The sequence below is a fragment of the Mesorhizobium sp. B2-4-12 genome, assembly GCF_006441575.1.
Classification (GTDB): Bacteria; Pseudomonadota; Alphaproteobacteria; order Rhizobiales; family Rhizobiaceae; genus Mesorhizobium.
This window is the reverse complement of the sequence record NZ_VFVC01000011.1, coordinates 88,650-103,256: the sequence shown is the minus strand read 5'-3', so window position 1 is coordinate 103,256 and position 14,607 is coordinate 88,650. Positions and strand designations below refer to the sequence as shown.

General features: G+C 63.3%; 20 protein-coding genes and 1 riboswitch. Of the genes, 15 read left to right on the top strand and 5 right to left on the bottom strand.

Annotated features, from left to right (window positions below):
• Positions 1-9 precede the first annotated feature (9 nt).
• On the top strand, positions 10-732 hold the full coding sequence (locus FJ934_RS09600; RefSeq protein ID WP_140609081.1) for a hypothetical protein: 723 nt from the start codon (positions 10-12) through the stop codon (positions 730-732).
• On the opposite strand, the gene FJ934_RS09595 is transcribed toward FJ934_RS09600, so the two are convergent.
• Both FJ934_RS09595 and FJ934_RS27940 read right to left on the bottom strand, forming a co-directional pair.
• Positions 729-971 carry a hypothetical protein gene (locus FJ934_RS09595; protein ID WP_140609079.1) on the bottom strand — a complete coding sequence of 81 codons (243 nt, stop codon included), beginning with the start codon at positions 969-971 and terminating at the stop codon, positions 729-731. The genes FJ934_RS09600 and FJ934_RS09595 overlap by 4 nt on opposite strands.
• Entirely contained in the window at positions 961-1,098 is a 138-nt protein-coding gene (locus tag FJ934_RS27940) for a hypothetical protein (RefSeq protein WP_181165570.1), read from the bottom strand. Before FJ934_RS27940 ends, FJ934_RS09595 begins: the two co-directional genes overlap by 11 nt.
• A 313-nt stretch (positions 1,099-1,411) precedes the next feature.
• Here FJ934_RS27940 and FJ934_RS09590 point away from each other — a divergent pair, with 313 nt between their 5' ends.
• The 5 genes from FJ934_RS09590 to FJ934_RS09570 all read left to right on the top strand — a co-directional run bounded on the left by FJ934_RS09590 (position 1,412) and on the right by FJ934_RS09570 (position 3,202).
• Positions 1,412-2,164 (top strand): glycosyl hydrolase 108 family protein, encoded by a 753-nt coding sequence (locus FJ934_RS09590; protein WP_246671473.1) that lies wholly within the window; start codon positions 1,412-1,414, stop codon positions 2,162-2,164.
• Positions 2,165-2,166: 2 nt separating this feature from the next.
• Complete coding sequence (locus FJ934_RS09585) at positions 2,167-2,367, top strand: hypothetical protein (RefSeq protein ID WP_140609077.1); 201 nt, start codon at positions 2,167-2,169, stop codon at positions 2,365-2,367.
• Positions 2,364-2,603: an ABC transporter permease gene (locus tag FJ934_RS09580; RefSeq protein ID WP_140609075.1), complete on the top strand. Its 240-nt coding sequence runs from the start codon at positions 2,364-2,366 to the stop codon at positions 2,601-2,603. Before FJ934_RS09585 ends, FJ934_RS09580 begins: the two co-directional genes overlap by 4 nt.
• Positions 2,588-2,782, top strand: coding sequence for a hypothetical protein (locus FJ934_RS09575; RefSeq protein WP_140609073.1), 195 nt, complete (start codon positions 2,588-2,590; stop codon positions 2,780-2,782). Before FJ934_RS09580 ends, FJ934_RS09575 begins: the two co-directional genes overlap by 16 nt.
• A gap of 102 nt (positions 2,783-2,884) precedes the next feature.
• Complete coding sequence (locus FJ934_RS09570) at positions 2,885-3,202, top strand: hypothetical protein (protein ID WP_140609140.1); 318 nt, start codon at positions 2,885-2,887, stop codon at positions 3,200-3,202.
• Between the two features lie 158 nt (positions 3,203-3,360).
• On the opposite strand, the gene FJ934_RS09565 is transcribed toward FJ934_RS09570, so the two are convergent.
• On the bottom strand, positions 3,361-4,068 hold the full coding sequence (locus FJ934_RS09565) for a hypothetical protein (protein ID WP_140609071.1): 708 nt from the start codon (positions 4,066-4,068) through the stop codon (positions 3,361-3,363).
• Between the two features lie 196 nt (positions 4,069-4,264).
• On the opposite strand from FJ934_RS09565, the gene FJ934_RS09560 reads away from it, so the two are divergent.
• Together FJ934_RS09560 and msrA are read left to right on the top strand one after the other, a co-directional pair.
• Complete coding sequence (locus tag FJ934_RS09560; RefSeq protein WP_140609069.1) at positions 4,265-5,779, top strand: glycosyltransferase family 39 protein; 1,515 nt, start codon at positions 4,265-4,267, stop codon at positions 5,777-5,779.
• Positions 5,780-5,935: 156 nt separating this feature from the next.
• Complete coding sequence (gene msrA, locus FJ934_RS09555; RefSeq protein ID WP_140609067.1) at positions 5,936-6,454, top strand: peptide-methionine (S)-S-oxide reductase MsrA; 519 nt, start codon at positions 5,936-5,938, stop codon at positions 6,452-6,454.
• 172 nt (positions 6,455-6,626) lie between these two features.
• Here msrA and FJ934_RS09550 read toward each other — a convergent pair whose 3' ends face one another.
• Complete coding sequence (locus tag FJ934_RS09550) at positions 6,627-6,935, bottom strand: hypothetical protein (RefSeq protein ID WP_140609065.1); 309 nt, start codon at positions 6,933-6,935, stop codon at positions 6,627-6,629.
• 183 nt (positions 6,936-7,118) lie between these two features.
• Positions 7,119-7,232: riboswitch (TPP riboswitch) on the top strand.
• Between FJ934_RS09550 and FJ934_RS09545 the strand changes: the two genes are divergently transcribed.
• The 4 genes from FJ934_RS09545 to FJ934_RS09530 all read left to right on the top strand — a co-directional run bounded on the left by FJ934_RS09545 (position 7,223) and on the right by FJ934_RS09530 (position 10,747).
• Positions 7,223-7,831: a YkoF family thiamine/hydroxymethylpyrimidine-binding protein gene (locus tag FJ934_RS09545; protein ID WP_140609063.1), complete on the top strand. Its 609-nt coding sequence runs from the start codon at positions 7,223-7,225 to the stop codon at positions 7,829-7,831. Its footprint overlaps the riboswitch before it by 10 nt.
• Before the next feature lie 265 nt (positions 7,832-8,096).
• Positions 8,097-8,933, top strand: coding sequence for an ABC transporter permease (locus FJ934_RS09540; protein WP_140609061.1), 837 nt, complete (start codon positions 8,097-8,099; stop codon positions 8,931-8,933).
• A complete protein-coding gene (locus tag FJ934_RS09535; RefSeq protein WP_140609059.1) occupies positions 8,930-9,694 on the top strand; it encodes an ABC transporter ATP-binding protein in 765 nt (254 codons plus the stop codon). The genes FJ934_RS09540 and FJ934_RS09535 overlap by 4 nt, the downstream gene beginning before the upstream one ends.
• A 27-nt stretch (positions 9,695-9,721) precedes the next feature.
• Positions 9,722-10,747 carry an ABC transporter substrate-binding protein gene (locus FJ934_RS09530; protein ID WP_140609057.1) on the top strand — a complete coding sequence of 342 codons (1,026 nt, stop codon included), beginning with the start codon at positions 9,722-9,724 and terminating at the stop codon, positions 10,745-10,747.
• Between the two features lie 153 nt (positions 10,748-10,900).
• Here FJ934_RS09530 and FJ934_RS09525 read toward each other — a convergent pair whose 3' ends face one another.
• Entirely contained in the window at positions 10,901-11,740 is an 840-nt protein-coding gene (locus FJ934_RS09525) for a hypothetical protein (RefSeq protein ID WP_181165568.1), read from the bottom strand.
• Between the two features lie 378 nt (positions 11,741-12,118).
• Between FJ934_RS09525 and FJ934_RS09515 the strand changes: the two genes are divergently transcribed.
• From FJ934_RS09515 to FJ934_RS09505, 3 genes are all read left to right on the top strand, one after another.
• Positions 12,119-12,754 (top strand): isoprenylcysteine carboxylmethyltransferase family protein, encoded by a 636-nt coding sequence (locus tag FJ934_RS09515; protein WP_246671472.1) that lies wholly within the window; start codon positions 12,119-12,121, stop codon positions 12,752-12,754.
• Positions 12,755-13,300: 546 nt separating this feature from the next.
• On the top strand, positions 13,301-13,465 hold the full coding sequence (locus tag FJ934_RS09510) for a DUF3309 family protein (RefSeq protein ID WP_140609053.1): 165 nt from the start codon (positions 13,301-13,303) through the stop codon (positions 13,463-13,465).
• Positions 13,466-13,880: 415 nt separating this feature from the next.
• A complete protein-coding gene (locus FJ934_RS09505; RefSeq protein WP_140609051.1) occupies positions 13,881-14,606 on the top strand; it encodes a GntR family transcriptional regulator in 726 nt (241 codons plus the stop codon).
• The last annotated feature ends 1 nt before the right edge of the window (position 14,607 follow it).

Below are 14,607 nucleotides of genomic sequence, written 5' to 3'. Positions count from 1 at the left end.
ATCGTCTCGTTGTTAAACGCAATTACGATGCAACAACTTTTCGTGATCGCTTTTGTCGGCCGGCAAGGATCTAGCTTCCTTCAAGGTCTGCTCAACTCTCACCCCGATGCGACTTGCCTCGGCGAGTTATTCTCGCCGTCTGCGTCGCGTCGAGGCATTAAGGCGTTCTTCCGAAAGGAGCCGCAGCCCTTCATCCACAGTGGCGAACCCGACATCAGCCGCTACCTTGAACGGCGCATCCATCGGTTGTCAGGGCAAGCGGTCGGCTTCAAGCTGCCGCTCTATTCAATGCAGCAGCATCCGGACATAGTGCCGGCGTTGAAGGCCTTCGGCTACAAGGTCTTGCTTGTCACTCGCGAAAACCTGCTCGACCAGTTCATTTCGATGCGACTGGCGCAGATAAACAATGCCTGGCGATCTGACCTCGGTGAGTTCAAGGCGCGCAGCTTTGTCGCTGATCCCGATGACGCCAAACGCCGCTTTGTCCAATGGGAACAGGAAAACGCAGAGACAGCCGCAGCAGTGGCGGGTCTACCGGCGTTTCATGTGACCTATGAGCAGATCAAGGAAAGCCTTCCGCAGGTGTTCGATTTCCTTGGACTGCCGCCGGCCGAGACCAGGAGCCCGTTCCAGCGTCAGCGGACGTGGAGCCGTTCGGAGGCGGTTGAGAACTTCGCCGAGCTGGCCGCACATTTCGCTACGACCAGGTGGGCCGGCTTCTTCGAGGCCTAGCGAGATTTTATTTTGGCGATCAGGAACATCGCCGCGGCCTCATAGGTCAATGCGTTGTCCCACTCGGCAACGCCACTTTCTTCAGCCAATTCCCTAGCCCTCAATAACTCAGCGATTTCTTCAACGAGATCGTTAGGATTCGACCGACCGTTGGTGAACAAGAATCCGCTGTCGCTTGGCAGAGCGTCAATCGTGTTGTTGTAAATCTGGCGCTGTTGGCCTGAAAATCTATCGGCCATCGCCGCGCTCCACAATCAGCACCTCGCCATCGAACTCGACGGGCGCGCCGTTCTGAAAAGCCTGAAACACCTTGCGGTCGCTGCGCCTGCCATCGCCGTGGTAGACGAGAACGCGTTTCCTACTCACCAGCCAGTTCAACATCCGAGCAAACATCATGCCTCGCTTTCGGTGGCCATTGTAAGCTGCGGCGCATATCGAAGCAACTCACCCGCACAGCTACACCACCTGAAACCAGATCGTCCTACCACTCGCAACATGCCGCGACGCGGATCCATTGCCCGGCGGTCGGCTCAAGGCCTAGTGGCATCTCAACCGGTCCCCACGTCTTCGCCGCCTCAACATCGCTGCCTGCCTGAACCTCGGCGCGCTTCACGGGCACGCCGTCGCGCACCTGCTCAACTATGAAATTCCCCATTTCCCGAAAATAGAAGGAACCCCCATGGACCGCAACTTCGCGCGGGCGCTTGCGCTCGTCTTGAAATCCGAAGGTGGCTGGTCGGATAATCCGGCCGATCCGGGTGGCGCCACCATGAAGGGCGTGACGCTGGCGAACTTCCGCCGCTACGTGAAGGCTGATGCCAGCAAGGCCGATCTGAAGAAGATCAACGATACCCAGATCGCCACGGTGTATCGGCGGTTCTATTGGGACGCTGTGCTCGGTGCCGAGCTGCCTGATGGCGTCGACTACGCCGTGTTCGATTTCGCGGTGAACAGTGGGCCGGGCAGGGCGGCCAAATACTTTCAGGCAACCATAGGCGTCTCCCAGGACGGACGCATCGGGCCGGCGACGCTCGCGGCAGTCAGGGCAAAGCCGGCCGGCGTCGTCATTGACCAACTCTGCGATGCGCGACTGGCGTTTCTCAGGCGATTGCCGACATGGGCGACATTCGGGCGCGGCTGGTCCGATCGCGTCAGGTCGGTGCGGGCCCAGGCCCTGCTGATGTCGGCCCCCGCGACAGTGCCCGCGCCGGTGCAGCCTGCAAAGCCGGCGCCCGCGCCTGAACCGGTCCAGCGATCGCCTCGAGTCGAAACACCCGCTGGCGAGGCGCCCGCGGCCGAACCGGTATCGCCGGAACCTCACCGCCCCGGCATCCCGCTTGCCGCAAAGACAGGTGGGTTCGTCGCCGCCTGCCTGCTGCTTGCCTATGCCGCCTGGCACCACATCACCGTCGCCCTGCAAGGGATATTCTGATCATGGCCACCGTCATCCAGCCGACCATCCGTCCGACCAACAAGCTGACGGCCGCGACCATCGCCGCCGCGGCAGTCTCGGTTTCCGGCGTCTTCGTGCGCAACATCTGGCCAGCCTGGTATGACGCCGAGACGTGGGCCACGCTTCTGCCGATCGCCGTCTTTGCCGTCGGCTATCTGGTCAAGGACGCACCGAACCAATGAGCGCGCTCCTCGCTTTCCTGCTCGGCAGTCCAACCATTCTGGGCATCGGAGCGGCCGTCCTCGCGGCACTCGGTTGGGGCGTTCGCCAGCGGCTGGCCGGCGAACGCAGCGAGCTTGCCCGGCAGGCCGCCGCCGAGGCCGCTGCGCGCGAAATCGCCGACCAGGTCCAGAACGATATCGGCGCGCTGCCGGCCGCCACAGCGCGAAAGGAGCTCAAATCATGGGCAAGGGATTGATGCTGGTGTCGGTCCTGGCCGTGATGGCCGGCTGCACAACCGTCAAGGGCGGGTTCTGCGCGGTATCCAGCCCGCTGCGCCTGTCGGCGGACGCCGTCGATGCGCTGTCGGACGCCGAGGTCAAGGCGCTGCTGGCGCACAACCGCAAGGGCGAGAAACTGTGCGGGTGGAAGCCATGACGGTCGTGGCACTTCCCCTGGATCCAGCCATGCTGCTCGGCGTATTGGCTTTTTCGGCGCCGGATCGACCTTCGACTTCCTCATCGCGAGGACGATGAAATGATGCATGACTTCTTCGATCTGCTCGGCATCAAGGGACCGGTCGTCGCCGCCGGTCTTGCCGGGGGCGTGCTGCGCGCGCTGTCGCGGCATCGGTACAAGCTGCGCGAGATGGTGGCGTCGCCGATCTGCGGCGCGCTCGCCGCCGCCTATCTGACGCTGCCCTTGGTCCAGTATTCCCGCGCCACGGGCCTGCCGCTGGCCAATGACGACACGACCACGCTGGCGGCGGCTTTTCTCATCGGCGTCTGCGCCATGTGGATCTCGGATATTCTGTTCGAGGTGATCGTTCGGAAATTCAGGCCAGCCCCGGAGGAATAGCCCCCGTTCTACCAGCGTCGACAACCGTGCCTGATGGCCCGGTCGATTGGAAGCCCGCCTCGGTTCGCCGGGGCGGGCTTTTTTGCGTTTGTGGCTCCTGATCGGCCGCTGCCATATCCCGGCGCTGAGGGCCCCGCCCGCATCCGGCTGGAGTTGCATCAGGCGAGGATGTTGACGGCGCGGGCCGCGACCAGCGCGATCGTCAGCAGCGAGATCATCGCCTCCGCCATCATCAGCAGCTTGGCGCGTTGCGAGAGCGGCAAGGTGTCGGTCGGCGAAAACGCCGTCGCGTTGGTGAAGGCCAGGAAGAAATAGTCGACGAAGCCCGGCAGCCAGTCGCGGATCTCGCGGTCGCTCAGGGTCATTTGCGGGAACAGGAAATCGGAATGCGCGCGTGTGACAAGGCCGCAGGTCGGCGGCCCGCCGCGGTCGGTGCTCCAGAACCACAAGGCAAAGACGATGACATTTGTGACCCAGATGTTGAGCGCATCGACCAACAGCGTCTGCCCGCTCGAGCCGGCATGGCCCGCCAGCAGCGCGCGCACCAGGAACACCAGTGAACCGCAATTCATGACGCTGATGACGCCGGTCATCACCAGGGCTGTCCTGCGGATCATGACGCGAAACCGGCCGACCAGATACCAGTGCTCCTCCTCGACCGCCTTCTGGGTGGCGACCTGCGTCCAGGCAGTAGCAACCGACAGGGGCACCAGCAGGGCAGCTTCCAGGGCCGGCGCCAGCCAGCGCGGGCCGAAGGAAAGATCGTTGATGACCAGAAGCTGCAGGCAGATGATGACAAGCACCGCGGCACGCGCCAGCCAGAAGTCGAGCGCGCGATGGTGGATGACGGCATGCTGGTGACGCATCGAGTGTCCGGGAAGTTCGGAGGGGATCGGGTGTGCGGGCTGGTTGCTCGGGGAGGCGGTGTTACGCCGAAATTCCTGCTCAATCTTGGTGTCGCAATGGCACGCAGGTATACTTTTTTGTAAGCTTTGATGTTAGGGCTGTTCGGCAAACTGGGCGATGTGGTTTAAGCGCCGCATGGTGGGAATAGATGACTCCATGGATCGTTGGGTGCCGGCAGGACTGCCCGGCACGGGCCTGGACTTGTCATCGGTCTGGCGTGGCCTGCTTCGTCATCCCTGGTATTTGCTGGCGCTTTTGTGCCTGGCGCAGATCCTGTGCTGGACGGTGGTGCCATCGCTGGTCAATCCCGCGCCGCCTGGCGACGTCGTGGAAGGCTTCATGTGGGGCCGCGAATGGGTGCTTTTGACCTACAAGCATCCGCAGCTTCCCGCCTGGCTGCTCGAGACCAGCCATCTTCTGACCGGATCGTTCCGCTGGCCGCAATATCTGCTTGCCCAGCTGACGATCTCCACGACTTTCGTCCTGGTCTATCTGCTGGCCCGCGACATGCTGGGGCGAAACCGTGCGCTGGCTGCCGTCTTGCTGCTGCCGTCGGTCTATTTCTTCGGCTGGCCAACCCCGCAATTCAATCATGACTACGCGCAGATGCCGTTCTGGGCGGCTATCTGCTGGCTGCTCTGGCGCGCCGGCCGCGGCGGCGGGCCGGGCTGGTGGCTGGCGCTCGGACTGGTGTCGGGCGTCGGGCTCTATGCCAAGTTCTCCACCGGCCTGCTGCTTGCCTTCGGTGCACTCTGGCTGCTGTGCGACGCACGTGCGCGCAGCCGGTTGGCCACGCCTTGGCCATGGCTTGGTCTTGCCGTTTTTCTCGCCGTGGCCGCGCCGCTGGCCATTGAGCTCTATCGCATCGATTTCTTGCCGCTGACCTATTTCGCCTACCGCGACGCGTGGGTGACCGAACACCGTGCGCGCCTCTATTATATCGGTGTCCAACTGGCCGGGCTCTCAGGCTTCCTCCTGGTGCTGGCCATATCGGGGCTGCTGCGGCGCACGCCAGCTCCACAAGAGCCCGTCGAGCGCGGCAAGCTCGCCTATCTCGTGTGGATGGGGCTCGGGCCGGCGATGCTGATCATGGTCGCCTCGTTGTTCACCGGCACCGGCGAGTCCTGGGGCGCGCCGATGTACAATCTCATTGGCGTCGTGGTGCTCGCTTTCCTTGGCCATCGGCTTGGCGCCGTCGAGATGCGAAGGCTGGCGATCTGCGCCTTCATCTGCATCCTCACCATGTCAGGCGCCTATGCGGCCATTCGCTGGACGAATTGCAACATAAGGGGGCGCATGGATGCTGTCTGCTGGCCGGCGCAGCCCATCTCTGACGAGGCGGAGACGATCTGGCACGCAGCGGCACCTGGCCGGCTCGACATTGTCGGCGGCGATACCAATCTGGCCATGCTGGCCGGCCTCAATGCGTATGACAAGCCGTCGATCTTCACCGACCTGAATATGAAGTTCGCGCCCTGGATCACAAGCCAGCGGCTGCATGACCACGGCATGCTGATGGTCTGGTCTGGTCGCGGCGTACCGTTGCCGCTGCAGGCATGGCTGGGCAACATCCCGGTCAAGACCGTTCTTTTCAACTGGTCGCGCGGGGCGCCGCCAATAGCCATCAACTTTGCTGTCATTCCGCCCGGCACGCAGTATCCGCGCGGCTGAAGCCTGTCGTCCGGTTCCACTGGCCGAGGCCGCCGCCCATTCCCAGGCGACTGGACGAAACGGGCGGCAATGCCCATTTATGGGGCAACTCAATTTTCTTTGCGCAATTCCTGACGGGACGTCAAACAGCCGGAATTGCTTTTTGGGAGACGAAACATGGCGACTTCGAGCGAACGAGCGGTACTTGCCGGCGGCTGCTTCTGGGGCATGCAGGATCTGATCCGGCGCTTCCCGGGTGTCCTTTCCACCCGGGTTGGCTACAGTGGCGGCGATGTGCCGAATGCCACCTATCGCAATCATGGTACCCACGCCGAGGCAATCGAGATCAATTTCGATCCGGCCAGGATCAGCTACCGCACCTTGCTGGAATTCTTCTTCCAGATCCACGATCCGACGACGCGCAACCGGCAGGGCAACGATGTCGGGATGAGCTACCGTTCGGCGATCTACTATACCAGCGACGAGCAGAAGCGCGTCGCTGAAGACACCATCGCCGACGTCGATGCTTCCGGCCTGTGGCCGGGCAAGGTCGTCACCGAAGTCGCGCCGGCCGGTGCGTTCTGGGAGGCCGAACCCGAGCATCAGGACTATCTGGAGAAGTATCCCAGCGGCTATACCTGCCATTTCGTCAGGCCCGGCTGGAAGCTGCCGGTTCGCGAAAAGGCAGCATCCTAACGTTTCGGGCACAAGGCATCGAACCTTAGTTACGTCCAGAAGGACGCTTCGGTCGATACCGAGCGGGATCCCTGATCCGGTGCAAATCCCTTTCGGGAGCGTTGGGAACGATATCGAAACAGAGAAAGCCGCCAGGCATCCGCCCGGCGGCTTTCTCTGTTTGGGCAATGACTTATTTGCCGCAGTTCTTGTCGTTCAAGGTCGGCGCCGTGGCGTTGCCACTGGCATCGGACTGCGCACCTTGCGGGTTGGTCGGGCAATTCCGGTCCGCATTGGAGTTCATGTCGCCCGGCGCGATGGTCGTGCTGTTGGTCATTGCCGGATCGAGCGTATCAGGCGAAGCTGGCGTACTCGGTTCTACAGTGACCGACTTGCCGCTGCCGCCAGAGCCATCGGTGCCGCTCGCGCTATTGCTTTGCGCCATCGCGGAACTGGCAAGAGCGACAGTGAGCGCCGAAGCTGCGAGGATTTTCATGAACATGGCTGGTCTCCATTTTCCGTGAACTTGTCGCGTAGCGACTGGCGGGACAACCTCTCGACCTGGTGAAGGTTCCCGGAAAATTTCGCGCCGGCGCAGCCCACTGCCACTGCTCTGGCGCAACGCTTTTGGCGCAGCTCGCCGAAAAAAACCGCTTCCCCAATCGATCGAATGGTGCTTTAACGCGCTCATCCACAGGGGTGCTCCGTACGGTCGGGGCTGAGACGGGGGCGGCAAGCCCACAGACCCTAGAAGCTGATCTGGGTAATACCAGCGGAGCGAGGCGGGCGATGTTTTCAGGCGCACAGATTTCCCTATATCCCATGGCCGACGATTTCGTCGGCGTCATCCTGGGCGCGCTCGACGCGCTCGATCCCTACCGGGACAGGCTGCGGATCGAGACCGACGACATCGCGACGCTGCTGGTCGGGCCGCCCGAAGTGCTGTTTCCGGCCATGCGCGATCTGTTCGTGGCGGCGGCGAGAAGCGGCAAGCATTGCGTACTGTCCGCCGCCGTCTCACGCGGCTGCCCGGGCGAGCCGGACGATCCGATCTGCCGCTCCGACGAGATCGGCGGCCCGACGATCCCGCTCGACGAGCGCAAGCTGGCCGCGATCCGCGCCGTGCAGTCGACAGCTTCGACCGACCAGCCGGCGGCCGCGCAATTCTCGCTCTATGTGATGGGCACCGGCGACCACATGGACGAGATCTATGGCTGCATCGACTTCCTGAAGCAGTCGGGCGTCTTCGAGCGCTCCAAGCATTTCTGCACCAAGCTGCGCGGCGATGCCGGCGCGATCTTCGCCACGCTCAACGAAGCTTTCTGCCGCTTCGGCCCGGGCGCCGGCCACGTGACCCTCGACATCACCATTTCGGCCAACAGCCCGACCGGGGTTTGAGCGGCGCTTGGCCGCCGTCGAGGATATTGTCGTGGTTGGTTCGTTTGATCCGCCTGGGAAAGGTGCTCCTACGCCCAGGCGTCTGCCACAGGGAGCAGCGAAGCCGTTGGTGATTGGCGAAGGCGGCGATGACAGCCGATCTCCCCCCTTGTGGGGGAGATGCCTGGCAAGGCAGAGGGGGGCGCTGTCCCGCCGACCTATCAGGTGGTTACGCTCAGCACCTTCAGCACAAGTCTCGAAGGATGGCGTTCCTTCGCGCCCCCCTTTGTCCTGCCGGACATCTCCCCCACAAGGGGGGAGATCGGCTGTCACCGCCGCTTTCGCCAGAGCAGCCCCCGCGGCCCTCGCTTTCGCCCTGCTGCTTGCCGCCTGGGAGCTCTACGCCCGCTTCGGCGGCATCGCGCCCACCGTGCTGCCGGCGCCGTCGCGCGTGCTGGCGCAGGCGTGGGAGAACCGCGCAGCGCTGGCCGACAACACGCTGCCCACCATTCGCGCCACGCTGGCCGGCTTTGCCTGCTCGCTCGCCGCCGCTTTCGTGCTTTCAACGGTGGTCGATTTCCTGCCGAGGCTGCGGCGTGCGCTGTTCCCGATCCTGATCGCCAGCCAGACCTTGCCGCTGGTGGCGATCGCGCCCTTGGTGGTGCTGTGGTTCGGCTTCGGGCTGCTGCCAAAGATCCTGCTCGTCGCGCTGGTCACCTTCTTCCCGATGATGGTGGCACTGGTCGAAGGCTATGCGTCGACCAGCAAAGAGATTGCCCAGATGCTCGCCGCCATGGGGGCGAGGCGCTGGCGCATTTTCTGGCTGGCTCGCCTGCCTTCGGCGCTGCCCTATTTCTTTGCCGGCCTGCGCATTTCCATCACCTATGCCGTGGTCGGCGCGATCTTCGCCGAATATGCCGGCGCGGCGAAGGGGCTGGGCATCTACATGCTCAGCGCCAAGAACAATTTTCGGCCCGACCTGGTGCTCGCCGCGGTCGCCGTCAGCTCGGCGCTGACGCTTGCCTTGTTCGGACTGGCGGTGCTTATCCAGCGCCTTGCCATGCCGTGGGAAAGGGCTGGGTGCGATGCAAAGCCGGAGCCGACCGAGGAGGACCGGCCATGACCCGGCTGGAACTCCGCGACGTGCGCAAGAACTTCGGCGCGCTCGAGGTGCTCTCCGGCATCTCGATGACCGTGGACGATGGCGAGTTCGTCTCTATCCTCGGGCCGTCCGGCGCCGGCAAGTCGACGCTCCTCCAGTTGCTGACCGGTGCGATTGCGGGCGAGGGCGAGATGCGCTTCGACGGCGCGCCGCTGGACGATCACGGCCGCCATTTCGCTTTCATGCCGCAGCGCGACGCGCTGATGCCATGGCGGCGCGTCATCGACAACGCCGCGCTTGGACTGGAGGTGCAGGGCATGAGGCGCCGGGCCGCGCGCGAGCGGGTCGCGCCCCTGTTCGCCGAGTTCGGCCTTGCCGGCTTCGAGCGCGCCTGGCCGGCCGAACTGTCCGGCGGCATGCGCCAGCGCGCCGCCTTGCTGCGCACCGTGGTGCAGCAGCGCGACATGCTTCTGCTCGACGAGCCTTTCGGCGCGCTCGACGCGCTCACCCGCACGGCCATGCAGCGCTGGCTGGAGAAGATGTGGGCGAGCCATCGCTGGACGGCGCTGCTCATCACCCATGACGTGCGCGAGGCGGTGCTTCTGTCCGACCGCATCTATGTGCTGTCGGAGCGGCCTGCGCGTGTCGTTGCCGAAGTGGCCGTGCCGCTACCGCGCCCGCGCACCGAAAGTGCAGCGCTCGCCCGCGAGGCGGCGGCAATCGAGGCCAGCATCCTCGACACGCTGCTGGGGGCAGGCCGAACCGAATTCCCGATCGTTTGATGGCCCGATTGTTTGATGGAGAGAAAAATGACTGAACTCAACCGCCGCCAGGCGCTGCTCCTGGCTTTGGCCGCCGGCCTGCCGCTGGCTTCGCTCGCCGGGGCCGCACGCGCCAGGGCGGAAGCGCAAAAAATCACCGTCGCGCTCGACTGGACTGTCAACACCAACCACATCGGTCTGTTCGTCGCTCGCGACAAGGATTTCTACCGCGATGCCGGGCTCGATGTCGAAATCCTGCCCTATGGCGATACCGGCTCGGGCACGCTGGTCGCCAACCGCGTCGCTGATTTCGGCATTTCCGGCGCGCTCGGCCTGTTCACGCAGAAGAGCGCGGGCGCGGATCTCAAGGCGGTCTATGCCGTCGTCCAGTCGGAGACCGGCCGCGTCGTCTTCAACGCCGACCGCGCCGCTATCAAGAGCCCGAAGGATCTTGACGGCCTGACCTATGGCGGTTTCGGCAGCGCCTGGGAGAACGCGCTGATCTCGACCATCATCCGCCACGACGGCGGCAAGGGCGATTTCAAGACAGTGACGCTCGGTACCTCGACTTATGATGCGCTGGCGAGCAGCGCCGTGGATTTCACGCTGGAAGTCTCGACCTGGGAAGGCGTGGAGGCCGGGCTCAAGGGCCTGAAGCAGCGCAGCTTCCGCTACGCCGACTACGGCGTGCCGGACGAGCACACCACCTTCATCGCTTCCAGCAATGCGTTCCTGTCGGCTAATCCAAAGGCGGCCGCCGCCTTCGTGCAGGCGACACGGCGCGGCTACGAGTTCGCCGTCGACCAGCCGCAAGAGGCCGGCGACCTCTTGATTACCGCGAACAAGGATACGCTCACCAATCCGGCTTTGATCCAAGCCTCGCTGAAGGCGCTGAACGACGGTCATTTCCTGAAGAGTGCCGCCGGCGCTATCGGCACCATCGACAAGGCCAAGGTCGAGGCGATGGGCGGGTATTTGTTCTCGTCGGGAATACTGCTCGATGGCAATGGCAAGGCGCTGAAGCAAAAGCCGGATTTCGAGGGGTATTTCACCAACGAGTTTGTAGGCGCCTGAGCGAAGGAACGCGGCGTCCGGTCAAGACACGTCAGCCGCCGCGCCTAATTCTTCGCGATGGCGTAGAGCAGGGCGGTTTTGATGTGCCACCCAGGCTCGCCTTGCAGCGACAGGGCGGCGGCGTAGAACTTCGCGACGGCGGGGCAGAGACCCTCAAAGTCCTGGTCTACGTTCGCGATGGCGTCCATCTCGACCGGCGTGCCGCCGCTTCTGATGAAGGCGTCGGCGACCAGCGACCAGTCCTGATCGCTGGGCATGGCCGCCGGCAAACCGCTTCTTTTTGGCTGCGCCGAAGGCGTTGAACAGCGTGGCACCAATCTTGTCCGGGTGAGCCAGGAAATCGTGGCCGGGCGCGCTGATCGCGTCCGGCCCATTGCGCAGGTAATTGTTGCACGTGGCAGGCGTTTCTCGTGCCATGACATGATTGAGCATGTCGAGCTGCGCGGAAAGCGCTTGCGAGACCTCGCTGTCCGGCGCTGAAGTCAGGAGCGGTGTATATCTTTGCCTCAGATCGGCGACCGCCTGTCTGCTGACATTGCGCACTTCTGTTCCACTTCCGGTCTGGGCCGCGGCAGTGATCTTGCGCAGCATCGCATCGTAATCGTCCGGAAATTCCCGGGCGATCGCCTTGAATATCTGGAGGCCCTGCTTCCGGATCTCGGCATCGACGTCGGCGGTGGTCCTCGGCTGGGGCGGCCTCGCCACCGTCTCGTAGAGATCTGAAGTATGCCGAAGCCTGCTTGTTATCGACGCAATCGCCTCGCTGTAATCGGCGATCGACCGATCGTAATCCTGCTTGTCGTCCCGGGCGACGGCCCGATAGATGTATGCGGTGGCGCGGATGCTCGGCGGCTCCGCGGTGTCCTCGGCAATCGCCGTGCAGGCGGCTATGCGCTTGTCCGGCTCGACACTCTCGCCAATGCAGGCTGCATAGTCCTTCTCTGACGCGAGGGCCGGTGCGTTCAGCGCAAGGATAACCGCAAGCCCAGCCAATTGCCGCCGTTTGAGGAGGTCTTCGCCTGCACGAATGATATGATAGCAGCGGCGACTAGCCCCGCACCCTTCCAACTCGCCATTTGGCTGGTCCTCCCCCGAAAACCCTGGTCCACTTCAGCGGTAATCCGCCTATTGTTCTTTATTTGTTCCGCAATGCAAGCATAAATTGCAATATAGCAGACACAGTTTGCATCGCGGTTCCCGCAGCCCGCTCGCTGGTTGAGGGCGTTGCTTCCCGTTCAATCCCGATCTGACCTTGCCGGTTAACCGCCCGGCAATGGTTGCGTGCAAAGGTCGCCGCGAGGGATCATCGGGGTGTTTGCCTTGCTTATGCCAAAAAGTGAAGCGCTCTCGCGTGCCAACCGGGACGGGGTTTTGTCCGAAGCGCGCAAGCGCGAGATCCTGACCGACCTGCGCGAAGGCTTCTTTCGCGCCTGCGCCCTGGCCTGCGCGGGACTGTTCGTCTATCGCGGCGTCTATCAACTGCTGGAGGATCCGACCCGGCTCAACGTCGCGCTGGTTGCGATTTCCGAGATACTCACCTTCACCTGGCTGCTTTTGTCGCGGCGTCCGGTGACGCGTGACTGGAATCCGCTTGCGGTCATCGTCTCCGTGACCGCAAGTTTTGGAGTAGCGTTGATCAGCCTCAAACCTGGCATGGCGCTTGTTCCAGTCTACATCGCCGCACCGCTGCAGGTGATCGCGTTGTTGTTTGTCATCTGGGGCAAGATATCGCTGGGCCGCTCCTTTGCCATCCTGCCTGCCAATCGCGGCGTGATGACGGGCGGCGCCTACCGGCTTGTGCGGCACCCGATTTACGCCGGCTATCTTGCCGGACACGTGCTCTACCTGCTGTCGGCCTTTTCCTTCCACAATCTCGCGGTCTATGCGGTCATCACCTACATGCAGTTGTATCGGATACTACGCGAGGAGGCCCTGCTGGCCGCCGAGCCGGAGTATCGCGCCTATATGGAACGTGTGCGCTACAGGCTGTTCCACCGGATATTCTGAAGGTAAGTTAGCCGACCTGTTCGGGTCGGATTGGCCAGCGCTTCCCCACCCTGCCCGAAATGGATTGATTGGTCGCCTTCCAGTGACCGACAGGCGATTTTTCGCGCTATCCGCGCCGCGAAGCCGTCGGCCGCATGAAGAAACGCTGTGTCGACGTGCTGAGCAACGAGGGCGCTTACGATCGCGACCTGCGCCAACTCTGCCTGTTGATCGCCCGCCGCTGAGCCCTCAGGATGAGCAGTGCGGAACCAGCCGCGAGGCTTTCAAGCGCACTCTCCTAGCCTCCGGCCGGTCGGAAAGTCCGTCGCTCCTGGCGGGCTTTCCGCGTCATTGGGTCTTCTCAGGTCGCCCCGAATGATCGCTCCTCGCCTTGGATCCGCAACCTATCACGGCGCCAAGAGGGTGGAGCTAACTCATTTGACGAACCCTTCTTGCTTGGCGATCCTCGCGGGGGCGGAACGGTAAGGCCGCTCGAGCGTTCTCATCTTCGAACATCGCAGCAAGCGATGTCTAACCGGCGCACGAGCGCACAAAGGAGCGGGAATCATGAGCTTAGGCACCATACTCATCATCCTTCTAGTCCTTGCGTTACTTGGCGGCTTCAGCGGACTCGGCGGCGGGCCGTTCTACGGAACCGGCTATTATGGGGGCGGCGGACTCGGACTTGTGCTGCTGATCGTCATCATCCTTGTCGTGCTCGGACGCATCTAGAGGCACGATTCGATCCATGGTGATCGCGATTTCGTGACCGTATCGATATGTTGCGCACCGGATTGTGATGGAAAAAGCCAGCTTGTGATCCGGTATCGCGCGAGATTCAGGTATGGTGGTGGCGGTCCACACCCCCCGTGGAAACAAGAGGAGAGGGTCCCACCCCTTATCCTCCTCCAAGGCCCGCCCCGGCTTCCCGGAGCGGGCTTTCTTTTTCTCCGGACACGGTGTCGACGCCTTGCCGACCTTGGCGCCGTGGATGTCGAGCGTTGCCTGCTTGGCGGTGGCTGCCTGCCAGTCCGTGCTCTCAGCTTGCCTGCGTTGATGCGGGGGGCATTCATCGCTTGATCGTTGACAGAGCTGCCGCGTCAGAGTAGTGAACAGGATTATACAGGTTCACTGGACAGGTGCCCATATGAAGCGCGGCGCGATTCAGCTCTCTCCCGGTACGGGCAAGCCCGAGCAGATCGCCACCGTTCTGGAGCATGAAATCCGCTCCGGCGTGCTCGGCTTCGGCGATCGCCTGCAAAGCGAGAATGAACTCGTCCAGCGCTTCTCCGTCAGCCGCAACACGGTCCGCAAGGGCCTTGAGGAACTGTCCAGCCGCGGGCTGATCACCACCAAGGTCGGTATCGGCTCCTTCGTCACTTTCGACGGCAAGCCGGTCGACGACGCGATCGGCTGGTCGCGGGCGCTGGCCAATGCCGGCGCCAATGCCGAGACAAGGACGCTGCGGCTCGAGGTGATCGAAGATGCGGGGCTTGCCGCGCTGCTTGAGATCGAAAGCCCGTTCTTCATCGCCGTCGATCGTGTACGCACCAATGCCAGAGACGGTCATGCGATCTCCATCGAGCGCAGCCGCCTGCCGCTGTCGCCGGAACTCGAAGACGTTCCGCTGCGCGGCCTGCGCGAGGGATCGCTGCACCAGACGCTGCGCGCCGCCGGGCTCGTGCCCGACCATGGCGAGGAGTGGATCGGGATCGAGATGCTGAATGCCGAGGACGCGGCCATCCTCGGCTGCCCTGAGGGCACGCCATTCCTGCGTGGCCGCCGGTTGACCCGTGCCGCTGATGACCGGCCGATCGAATATGTCACCAGTCTGCTCAACCCAGCGCATTTCGCGCTGCATATGAGGTTCTGAG

What these genes read in the sequence shown, in the direction of transcription:
- FJ934_RS09595 (WP_140609079.1), bottom strand. Translation starts at nt 971, where the DNA reads ATGGCCGATAGATTTTCAGGCCAACAGCGCCAGATTTACAACAACACG.
- FJ934_RS09530 (WP_140609057.1), top strand. Translation starts at nt 9,722, where the DNA reads ATGACTGAACTCAACCGCCGCCAGGCGCTGCTCCTGGCTTTGGCCGCC.
- FJ934_RS09590 (WP_246671473.1), top strand. Translation starts at nt 1,412, where the DNA reads ATGGACCGCAACTTCGCGCGGGCGCTTGCGCTCGTCTTGAAATCCGAA.
- FJ934_RS09565 (WP_140609071.1), bottom strand. Translation starts at nt 4,068, where the DNA reads ATGCGTCACCAGCATGCCGTCATCCACCATCGCGCGCTCGACTTCTGG.
- FJ934_RS09505 (WP_140609051.1), top strand. Translation starts at nt 13,881, where the DNA reads ATGAAGCGCGGCGCGATTCAGCTCTCTCCCGGTACGGGCAAGCCCGAG.
- FJ934_RS09580 (WP_140609075.1), top strand. Translation starts at nt 2,364, where the DNA reads ATGAGCGCGCTCCTCGCTTTCCTGCTCGGCAGTCCAACCATTCTGGGC.
- FJ934_RS09535 (WP_140609059.1), top strand. Translation starts at nt 8,930, where the DNA reads ATGACCCGGCTGGAACTCCGCGACGTGCGCAAGAACTTCGGCGCGCTC.
- FJ934_RS09545 (WP_140609063.1), top strand. Translation starts at nt 7,223, where the DNA reads ATGTTTTCAGGCGCACAGATTTCCCTATATCCCATGGCCGACGATTTC.
- FJ934_RS09585 (WP_140609077.1), top strand. Translation starts at nt 2,167, where the DNA reads ATGGCCACCGTCATCCAGCCGACCATCCGTCCGACCAACAAGCTGACG.
- FJ934_RS09510 (WP_140609053.1), top strand. Translation starts at nt 13,301, where the DNA reads ATGAGCTTAGGCACCATACTCATCATCCTTCTAGTCCTTGCGTTACTT.
- FJ934_RS09550 (WP_140609065.1), bottom strand. Translation starts at nt 6,935, where the DNA reads ATGTTCATGAAAATCCTCGCAGCTTCGGCGCTCACTGTCGCTCTTGCC.
- msrA (WP_140609067.1), top strand. Translation starts at nt 5,936, where the DNA reads ATGGCGACTTCGAGCGAACGAGCGGTACTTGCCGGCGGCTGCTTCTGG.
- FJ934_RS09575 (WP_140609073.1), top strand. Translation starts at nt 2,588, where the DNA reads ATGGGCAAGGGATTGATGCTGGTGTCGGTCCTGGCCGTGATGGCCGGC.
- FJ934_RS09570 (WP_140609140.1), top strand. Translation starts at nt 2,885, where the DNA reads ATGCATGACTTCTTCGATCTGCTCGGCATCAAGGGACCGGTCGTCGCC.
- FJ934_RS09560 (WP_140609069.1), top strand. Translation starts at nt 4,265, where the DNA reads ATGGATCGTTGGGTGCCGGCAGGACTGCCCGGCACGGGCCTGGACTTG.